Raw genomic sequence first — 9,179 nt, forward strand, 5'->3', positions numbered from 1 at the left:
ATCAAAATTTATTTGACATAATAACTTAGACTATAGCGTTTTTAATTATGGTGAGATCTCTATAAACCTTGCTAACAAAGGGATGATCGCCCCCTGCCTGTACCTCGCTTATGTGAAAATTGTTATAAATATATTTATACAGATATTAATTAATAATATGAAAACTTTTTCTGTCCTTAATTTACCAGTACATTTAAGTAATAATTATGAAGAATTAATCATCAATCGTATCGATAACGGTGAATCCACTCATGTTGTCACCATGAATTCGGAAATGGCGATGATGGCGCAAAAAAATGATGAATTAGCTAATGCTATCAAAAAAGCTGATTTAGTAGTACCTGACGGTTCAGGTATTATATTTTATTTATGGCGTAGAGGTCAAAAACAACAACGAATTGCAGGAATAGAATTGGCATCTTCTGTGGTAGAAAAATTGGGTAAAAGAGGAGAAGACTATCCTATTTGTTTTTATGGAGGTGCTCCTGGTGTCACAAAAAAAGCGGCGAAAGCATGGTTGCAAAAAGTACCGACTATCAATATCACCTATAATCATGGTTATTTATCAGAAGCACAATTAGAGGCTTGGTGTGAAACTATCCGACAAATACAACCTAAATTAATTTTAGTCGGTTTGGGAGTACCAAGACAAGAGTTATGGATTATGAATCATCGTCATTTAGCACCAAATGCTGTTTGGATAGGTGTTGGCGGTAGTTTTGATATTTGGGGCGAGGTAAAAGAAAGAGCACCTGAATTTTTCTGTAATAATCATTTAGAATGGCTGTATAGACTATATCAAGAACCTTATCGTTGGAAAAGAATGTTAGCTTTACCGCATTTTTTTCTTAAATCGATTTTTTGATAAAATTAAAAAAAATATCAACAAGAAAAATCATGAACAAAACATTTAATAATGAAAAGTTAAGTTTTTAACTGTGGGGAGTATAATTAATTCTTTAATTTTTTACGATCTAAATAAGCCTTAATTATTTTTACATAATCACTGCGATCTTTTTTGTCAATAATTCCCATATTAGTATCATGAATCCTTCTTTTTAAGAGTACTTCAGGACAAACAAAACTTTTGATTCCTTGCTCACAGGCTTTTAAATACCAATCAATAAAATCACCTAATTTTAGAGTATTATCAAATAAGCCTATCTGAGAAAATACTTCTTTTTTTGCTAACATAGTTCCTTTTACATAGCCTTTCATTATCTCATTAGGAAGATCTATTTTATCTCGGATATTTTTGTCTAACTCTGGACTAATAAATTGTTGAACATAAGCAAAGATTATACTTACTTGAGGATTATTTTTTAAAACTTTCATTTGTAAATTTAACTTATTTTCTGTCCATAAATCATCGGAATCAAGAAAAGCAATAAATTCACCGTTAGTTAAATTAATTCCTTTATTTAAAGTATTAGCAAGACCACTATGTTCTTGATAAAAGTATCTAATCTTTGAGCCAAAACTTTTAATAATTTCTGCACTTTTATCTGTTGAACCGTCATCAATTACGATAATATCTAGGGATTGATAAGTTTGTTTTAAAACACTTTCTATCGCTTGAGCAACATATTTTTCACGATTATAAACTGGGATAATAACACTAACTAATGATTGATCTTGATTCATATTAATTTTCTGTATATTTTTCAAATTTCTTAACTAAATTTTTTTCTTTTACGATGAATTGATTCTCTTAAAATTTTGAGTAAGTTTTTATTCTGTTCAGGATGAATAATTGAGTTATTATTATTATGTATTCGCTTGTGTAAAAAAACTTGATCAATAACTTTTATCGAAATATTTTCGTCATTACATCTAGCAAACCAATCTGTATCTTCCGCTACCCAAAACTCAGGGTTAAAGTTGCCAACTTTTTCAAATACACTTTTTCTCACCATTAATGTTTCCATAATTTTAGCGATATGATCACCTTCTAATAATTCAGTTTTAAATCCTGATGGTAGCAAATTTCCTTCTTCTAAAAAAAATTTTACTTTGCCTATAACACCTTGAATTTGTGGATTATCAATCATATAATCAACTTGGATTTTTAGCTTATCATGAGTCCAAATATCATCACAAGAAAGAAAAGTAATTAATTCCGCTTTTGCCTCATCAATTCCTTGATTATAAGCATCGGCTATTCCTTGACTATTTTGTAAAAAATAACGAATTTGAGGATAAGATTGAGCAATAATTGGGGTTTTATCATTAGAATTACCATCGATAACAATAATTTCATAGTTTTTATAAGTTTGATTTAAAACACTTTTAATTGCAGTTTGTAAAAATTTTTCACCATTTTTAACTACTATAATTACACTAACTAATGGCAAATTTATCATATATTTATTTTCTAAGTTTTTTACGACGATCTAAAGACATTTTTAAGGATTTAAGAAAAGCAGAATAACTATTTTTTCTATCTTTACTTAAATTACTATCATGAATACGATAATATAACATAGTTTCTGAAACTATTATTTGATTAATATTGGCTTCTTTTATTCTTAAAAACCAGTCAACATCTTCACTGGGAGATAAATTAGGATCAAAATTACCCAGTTTTTTAAATACTGATTTTTTATATAATCCAGCACCTAAATTAACATTAATAGTGGAGTTTGAAAATTCCTCAAAATACTCTTTTTCTTGGTTTTTTTCTTTCAAAAATAAACATTGTACATAACCTATAGCTACCTCTAAATCATGAGTTTTTTTAAAACAACTTACTAATAATTCTAAATGATTATCAGTCCATAAATCATCAGCATCTAAAAAAGCAATAAACTCTCCTTTCGCTATTTTAATACCATTATTTCTGGCGATCGCCGGACCACTATTTTCTTGATATATATATTTAATATTCTGAAAACTTTTAGTAACTTTAGCAGTATTATCCGTTGAACCATCATCAATTAAAATAATTTCTAATGGTTGATAATTTTGCTTAATGACACTTTCTATAGCATCTTTTAGATATTTTTCAGCGTTAAAAGCAGGAATAATTACACTAATAAATGGGTTTTGAATAATCATATGATAATTATTAATTAAAGATTATTTTGCTTATTTTTACGTTTAATAGATGCCCTAAGAAAACTTAATACATCAGATTTCATTTCTTCAATATTATGGGATTGATTAGCGTCATGAATTCTTTTTAATAAAACTATTTCTGGTATTATATACATGGATAAACGAGCATCAATAGTTTTTAATAACCAGTCTGAATCATTACCATGTTTATAGCTTGAATCAAAATAACCAATTTGATTAAAAATAGATTTTCTTGTTAATAAAGCACTTAATAAATAAGCAGGTATTGCATTGTCTAAATACTCGTCTTTTAGCCATTTAGGTTTTTTTATTCCTGACTCTAAAAATATTTTTTGTTGTCCTAATACATAATTTATATCAGGATGCTCGTTAAGATAATTTATTTGTAAACTTAATTTATTTGGTGTCCATAAATCATCAGCATCTAAAAAAGCAATAAACTCTCCCTTCGCTATTTTAATACCATTATTTCTGGCGATCGCGTGACCACTATTTTCTTGATATATATATTTAATATTCTGAAAACTTTTAGCAATTTTAGCAGTATTATCCGTTGAACCATCATCAATTAAAATAATTTCTAAGGGATGATAGTTTTGTTTAATAACACTTTCTAAAGCCTCTTTTAGATATTTTTCAGCGTTAAAAGCGGGAATAATTACACTAATTAAAGGATTATTTATATTCATTATTTTGTCTTTAAAAAATTGAAAATAACCGATGATATTTGTTTAATATCTGTACCTAAATTAAGATAATAAGAAGGAAGTTGATTAACCACATCAGTCATTATTTTACAGGCTTTTTCCCCAGTATGAGGTAACTGTTTAATCGTACTAGGAATCAAAGAAGATAATCCCATAATTGATGATGTTTTTTCTAAATAACTATCTTTTTCTCCTGTAATTCTCGGAATTAAAACCGCTTTTAAAGGAAAAGTTTTAATAATTTTTTCAGGAAAATGCTCATGTAAAAAATAAACAGCTTTTTCTTCTCCAAGACGTTCAAGATTACTTATCATCGGTTTTAAAAATGGTAATCTATCCACATCATCAGGTTTTTTCTTTCCAGTAGAGTAAACACTATAAGCCGTAGGAATAGGATTCGCTGTAATCAGACTATAATCATCACTAAGGTAAAATAACTCAGAATCAAGACAAGATAAAGCCGTTGTTGACTTACCACTACCTCCTTTCCCTACCAATAATACTCCCCCTTCAGGTAATCCTACCGCCCCACCATGAATTAATTGTAAATTTTTGTCACTAAACCAAACCTGTAAAATATTTCGTAAGGATGAGCTAGTTTCCCAATATGGTAACAAATCAGGATCATTTACCCAATAAATAGCCAAATTTCGTTCTAAATCAACTAAACTTAAAGAATTAGCTCCTCTTTGAAAAGAAGTATAAATTTTATCACAAGTTAAAGCATTAACTTCTCCTCTTGGTAGTAAATTATTCCATTCCCAAGGAGGGGGAGGCATTTTTACTCCCGTAGAATGGCTATCCCAAAGACAAATAGTTAAATCTGGTGAAGAAACCTTATCTATTTTAAGATGAGATAAAGCAGGAATAATTTTAGAAATTAAAGCAGGAGATGGAAAATTTAAACAGATATTAAACCCAGCAATTTGATAATAATAAGAGATATTTTGAGATTTTTTTACTGCTTGATAATAATAAGAAAAAATATCATTAAAAAACTCTAATGGTTGTTGTGGAAAAGAATCTAAGTTGTTATGATTCATTAGAATACTTCTTAATTATCCGATCTAGAATTTTATTTAGGACTTTTATTTAAATAAGAGTGTCAATTTTAGCATTAGGCCAACCCATTTCATCCACTTCATGAATAGGATCTAGTGCCAGTAATTCTTCCATATCAGTATATTTATTTAATTTTGGTGTTTGAAAAGAAAATTTATCGGTATTTATATCTTCTTTAATTATCGTATTTTTTTCAGATATATTGTGAGGATTAAGATCAGGAATAATAATTTGTTCTGTCAATAATTCTTGAAAAAAATCGTTAATTTGACTACTTATATCATCTTCATTACCTGAATATTTTTGTATAATTATTGAATTAATTTCTTCTTGACTAATGCCTTTTTCGATATAAGACCAAATTTCAGCCCCCGTGTCAATTAAATTGTAATAATAACCTTTTTTAAGATTAACAATTACTACCTCACCGTCAATAGTTTCTTGAACCACTTTTGAGGTATTAACTTTAAAATAGTTTTGAAGCATTGTTGTTTTTTTATGAAGTTTATTTAAACAAAAGTTTGAGAATAATTTTACTACAATGTGCCAAAAAAGCACAAAGAAGAAATATCACAACAAAAAAATTTGCTCAAAGTGACACCTATAGGTTAACTTATAGATTAATTTTAGATTCACAGATCAAGTTATATGAGAATTTTAGTCACTGGTGGTGCTGGATTTGTAGGCTCTCATCTTGTCGATCGCCTTATGAATCAAGGTCATGAAGTATTATGTTTAGATAATTTTTACACGGGGACAAAAACCAATATAAAACAATGGTTTAATAATCCTCGTTTTGAGTTAATTCGTCATGATATTACAGAACCCATTAGATTAGAAGTAGATCAAATTTATCATTTAGCTTGTCCAGCATCCCCCATTCATTACCAATTTAACCCCGTTAAAACCATCAAAGTTAATGTTATCGGTACTTTGAATATGTTAGGTTTAGCTAAACGAGTCAAAGCTCGATTTTTGTTAGCTTCTACATCTGAAGTATATGGAGATCCTGACGTACACCCCCAACCTGAAGAATATAGAGGTAATGTCAATTGTATTGGAATTCGTAGTTGTTACGATGAAGGTAAACGAGTCGCTGAAACCCTCGCTTTTGATTATTACCGAGAACACAAACTAGCGATCAGAGTAGCACGAATATTCAATACTTATGGACCTAGAATGTTAGAAAATGACGGGCGTGTTGTGAGTAATTTTATCGCCCAAGCTATCAGGGGTATTCCTTTAACAGTATATGGTGATGGTTCGCAAACTCGCAGTTTTTGCTATGTTTCGGACTTAGTTGAAGGGTTAATGCGTCTTATGAATAACGATTATGTTGGCCCTGTAAATTTAGGTAATCCGGGAGAATATACTATCTTACAATTGGCACAAACTATCCAAGAAATGGTTAATCCTGATGCTGAATTGATATACAAACCTTTACCCGAAGATGATCCTAAACAACGCCAACCTGATATAACTAAAGCAAAACACTATTTAGATTGGCAACCGACTATTCCTCTTCAAGAAGGTTTAAAATTTACTATTGAGGATTTTCGCCAAAAAATTCAAGTTTAGGTTTAAATTATTACGATGTGATTTTCTCTTGCAAAGGCACTCATGGCGCAAAGAAGGCTGCAAAAGAGAAATCTATTAATTACATTAACCAAATTTTAAGATTCAAAAGGAGAAATTTATGCACGTTTGTGTCATTGGTACAGGATATGTTGGTTTAGTTACAGGTGTATGTTTAGCTCATATCGGTCATGATGTTATTTGTGTTGATAATAATGAAGAGAAAGTTAAACTTATGAAACAAGGGCAATCCCCCATTTATGAGCCCGGATTGTCAGAATTGATGCACTCTTGTATGAATAGCGGTAAGTTGAATTTTACTACAGATTTAGGTGTCGGAGTCAATCATGGAGAAATTTTATTCATTGCCGTTGGCACTCCTCCTTTACCTACTGGCGAAAGTGATACTCGTTATGTGGAAGCCGTTGCTAGGGGTATCGGTAATCATCTTAACGGTGGCTATAAAGTAATTGTTAATAAATCAACTGTGCCTATTGGTTCGGGAGATTGGGTACGGATGATCGTTTTAGATGGTTTTAAAGAGCGACAAACCACAATTTTAGGGGAAGGTTTTGTTATGACAGAAGAATTTACTCCTATCTTTGATGTTGTCAGCAATCCTGAATTTTTACGAGAAGGTAGTGCCGTTTATGATACTTTTAATCCAGATCGTATTGTTTTAGGTAGTAGTAGTGAAAAAGCGATCGCCATGATGAAGGAATTATATCAACCTTTAGTCAATCGTAGTTTTTCCGATGATATTACTTTACCTCATGTTCCTGTGGTTGTCACTGATTTAAGTTCGGCGGAAATGATTAAATATGCCGCTAATGCTTTTCTCGCTACCAAAATCAGTTTTATTAATGAAGTGGCTAATATTTGCGATCGAGTCGGTGCAGATGTAACCCAAGTAGCTAAAGGCATCGGTTTAGACTCTCGTATCGGGAGTAAATTTTTACAAGCGGGTATCGGTTGGGGAGGCTCATGTTTTCCCAAAGATGTATCAGCGTTGATTCATACCGCCAGAGATTATGGCTATGAAACGGAATTAATGAATGCGGCGGTAAAAGTAAATGAGCGTCAAAGAGTAATCGTCATCGAAAAACTGCAACATGAGTTAAAAATACTTAAAGGAAAAGTGATCGGATTATTGGGCTTAACCTTTAAACCGGATACCGATGATATGCGCGACGCACCCGCTTTAAACATTATTCAAGAATTAAATCGTCTTGGTGCAAAAGTAAAAGCCTATGATCCTATCGTATCTCAAACGGGCTTAAGTCACGGACTTTCTGGGGTTATTATTGAAAGTAACGCCGAAATGTTAGCCGATGGTTGTGACGCATTAGTCTTAGTTACTGATTGGCAGGAATTTTTAAAACTAGATTTACCAAAAATGAGAAAATTAGTTAAAAATCCTGTTATCATTGATGGGCGTAACTTCCTCCATCGTCAGACAATAGAAGAAGCAGGTTTTTATTACGTTGGTATCGGCAAATAATTAACGATATTATCTTCTCTGAATTACTTACTAATAAAAATGTTCTTACGGTAAGTTGGGTAGAAAAATAGACATCTCCAATAAATCTCTTGCAAAATAAAAAGTAAAATCTATTTTAGGATGGAAAACATAAATTTCTTAACTTATTACTCATTACTCGAGGGAGCAAGAAGTCTAATAAACGAGCGGCAAAACGATTCAATTCTGACATAAGCTAACCTGAGTTCGAGATAAAAATAGATGATGAATGACTCTCGTTGACAGGCAGACAGGAAGACAGGGAGATTGTATTTTCCATGAATCAATAAAATTATTTTAAAGTGCATCGAATATTAGGAATTTTTCTACCATTCAACTTGTCCACCTGTTAAGAATAGTAGTAATTAATGGTAAACCTCAAAATACGGTAGTTATACTTGGCACAAAAGGCATAATTACCAAATTACATTTATTGAATAAAAGAGGTAATTTAGATGATTTTTTTAGTAAATAAAATTAACCCTAAAAATTGGAATGAAATTCAAGAAACATGTATTAAAGCCTTATCTTTATTTCCTAATAGTTTTTATGGTGGAATTGATTTATTAATTTATCCTAATTTTAAAGAATACGCTATAGAACCCATTTGGTATCTTTTTTAGAAGAATTACATAGTAATGATTTGAGAATAAATGCTTTAATCTCGTCAAAACCTTTTGTTATTTCGGTTACAGATGTAAATATCAAATGGGTTCTATATAGAAATTAATGCTTTTGGCGACTTATTACCAAATCTTTATTGGCAGGATATGGATACTTAAACCAGTGAAGTTATTAGCATTATTAACAAATATTCTCCTAATTCAATAAATAATATAGAAATTCTAAATTATCTGTTAGAAATCAAATAATATTCTGAAATTACCAAATTATTATAAAACGCAAGATCCCATTGCTAATATATAGCTACTTTCAATAAAATTTTCTCACAAATAATTTATAATTAGTTAATAAAAAATTAATTAAATAAGAAAAAATAAAAAATATGAATGCTTATAAAAAGTATTTGACTATTAGTAACTCTCAAGAATTAGTTTTATTTAATTTACCGTTTAATCCAGGGCAGAAAGTAGAAGTCATTATTCTACCATAGGAGTTATCCTAACTGGACGAACTACAACGCCCTCTATCCCTGAGTCAAAGACTGTTGGGATTACTTTTCTCATTATATTATAGGAACCATTTACGTCTGCATTTATCCTCTTTTTTGAACCTTT

General features: G+C 30.5%; 10 protein-coding genes and 1 pseudogene. 4 read left to right on the top strand and 7 right to left on the bottom strand.

Annotated elements, in window-relative coordinates; translation table 11 throughout:
• The first annotated feature begins 157 nt into the window (after positions 1-157).
• Positions 158-865, top strand: a complete 708-nt coding sequence (locus FWJ34_RS15695; RefSeq protein WP_308256280.1) for a WecB/TagA/CpsF family glycosyltransferase — start codon at positions 158-160, stop codon at positions 863-865.
• Between the two features lie 86 nt (positions 866-951).
• On the opposite strand, the gene FWJ34_RS15700 is transcribed toward FWJ34_RS15695, so the two are convergent.
• The 6 genes from FWJ34_RS15700 to FWJ34_RS15725 are packed head-to-tail and all read right to left on the bottom strand — an operon-like array spanning position 952 to position 5,333.
• Positions 952-1,644 carry a glycosyltransferase gene (locus FWJ34_RS15700; RefSeq protein WP_308256281.1) on the bottom strand — a complete coding sequence of 231 codons (693 nt, stop codon included), beginning with the start codon at positions 1,642-1,644 and terminating at the stop codon, positions 952-954.
• Between the two features lie 29 nt (positions 1,645-1,673).
• Positions 1,674-2,363 (bottom strand): glycosyltransferase, encoded by a 690-nt coding sequence (locus tag FWJ34_RS15705; protein ID WP_308256282.1) that lies wholly within the window; start codon positions 2,361-2,363, stop codon positions 1,674-1,676.
• Between the two features lie 4 nt (positions 2,364-2,367).
• On the bottom strand, positions 2,368-3,057 hold the full coding sequence (locus FWJ34_RS15710) for a glycosyltransferase family A protein (RefSeq protein WP_308256284.1): 690 nt from the start codon (positions 3,055-3,057) through the stop codon (positions 2,368-2,370).
• A gap of 14 nt (positions 3,058-3,071) precedes the next feature.
• Positions 3,072-3,767, bottom strand: a complete 696-nt coding sequence (locus tag FWJ34_RS15715) for a glycosyltransferase family A protein (protein WP_308256285.1) — start codon at positions 3,765-3,767, stop codon at positions 3,072-3,074.
• Positions 3,767-4,828: a hypothetical protein gene (locus FWJ34_RS15720; RefSeq protein ID WP_308256286.1), complete on the bottom strand. Its 1,062-nt coding sequence runs from the start codon at positions 4,826-4,828 to the stop codon at positions 3,767-3,769. Before FWJ34_RS15720 ends, FWJ34_RS15715 begins: the two co-directional genes overlap by 1 nt.
• A 49-nt stretch (positions 4,829-4,877) precedes the next feature.
• Entirely contained in the window at positions 4,878-5,333 is a 456-nt protein-coding gene (locus FWJ34_RS15725) for a PqqD family peptide modification chaperone (protein WP_308256288.1), read from the bottom strand.
• A 162-nt stretch (positions 5,334-5,495) separates the two neighbouring features.
• Here FWJ34_RS15725 and FWJ34_RS15730 point away from each other — a divergent pair, with 162 nt between their 5' ends.
• From FWJ34_RS15730 to FWJ34_RS15740, 3 genes are all read left to right on the top strand, one after another.
• Positions 5,496-6,425: an SDR family oxidoreductase gene (locus tag FWJ34_RS15730; protein ID WP_308256289.1), complete on the top strand. Its 930-nt coding sequence runs from the start codon at positions 5,496-5,498 to the stop codon at positions 6,423-6,425.
• 118 nt (positions 6,426-6,543) lie between these two features.
• Complete coding sequence (locus FWJ34_RS15735) at positions 6,544-7,923, top strand: UDP-glucose/GDP-mannose dehydrogenase family protein (RefSeq protein WP_308256290.1); 1,380 nt, start codon at positions 6,544-6,546, stop codon at positions 7,921-7,923.
• 473 nt (positions 7,924-8,396) lie between these two features.
• Complete coding sequence (locus tag FWJ34_RS15740; RefSeq protein WP_308256291.1) at positions 8,397-8,564, top strand: hypothetical protein; 168 nt, start codon at positions 8,397-8,399, stop codon at positions 8,562-8,564.
• A gap of 477 nt (positions 8,565-9,041) precedes the next feature.
• On the opposite strand, the pseudogene FWJ34_RS19610 reads toward FWJ34_RS15740, so the two are convergent.
• Positions 9,042-9,179: pseudogene (locus FWJ34_RS19610) on the bottom strand (RNA-guided endonuclease TnpB family protein); the annotation flags it as partial.

Source organism: Geminocystis sp. GBBB08, from assembly GCF_016743215.1.
In the GTDB taxonomy this organism is placed as follows: domain Bacteria; phylum Cyanobacteriota; class Cyanobacteriia; order Cyanobacteriales; family Cyanobacteriaceae; genus Geminocystis.

Bases quoted from the DNA above. Each gene is read 5' to 3' on its own strand.
- FWJ34_RS15725 (WP_308256288.1), bottom strand. From the start codon at position 5,333: ATGCTTCAAAACTATTTTAAAGTTAATACCTCAAAAGTGGTTCAAGAA.
- FWJ34_RS15735 (WP_308256290.1), top strand. From the start codon at position 6,544: ATGCACGTTTGTGTCATTGGTACAGGATATGTTGGTTTAGTTACAGGT.
- FWJ34_RS15730 (WP_308256289.1), top strand. From the start codon at position 5,496: ATGAGAATTTTAGTCACTGGTGGTGCTGGATTTGTAGGCTCTCATCTT.
- FWJ34_RS15720 (WP_308256286.1), bottom strand. From the start codon at position 4,828: ATGAATCATAACAACTTAGATTCTTTTCCACAACAACCATTAGAGTTT.
- FWJ34_RS15740 (WP_308256291.1), top strand. From the start codon at position 8,397: ATGATTTTTTTAGTAAATAAAATTAACCCTAAAAATTGGAATGAAATT.
- FWJ34_RS15705 (WP_308256282.1), bottom strand. From the start codon at position 2,363: ATGATAAATTTGCCATTAGTTAGTGTAATTATAGTAGTTAAAAATGGT.
- FWJ34_RS15715 (WP_308256285.1), bottom strand. From the start codon at position 3,767: ATGAATATAAATAATCCTTTAATTAGTGTAATTATTCCCGCTTTTAAC.
- FWJ34_RS15695 (WP_308256280.1), top strand. From the start codon at position 158: ATGAAAACTTTTTCTGTCCTTAATTTACCAGTACATTTAAGTAATAAT.
- FWJ34_RS15700 (WP_308256281.1), bottom strand. From the start codon at position 1,644: ATGAATCAAGATCAATCATTAGTTAGTGTTATTATCCCAGTTTATAAT.
- FWJ34_RS15710 (WP_308256284.1), bottom strand. From the start codon at position 3,057: ATGATTATTCAAAACCCATTTATTAGTGTAATTATTCCTGCTTTTAAC.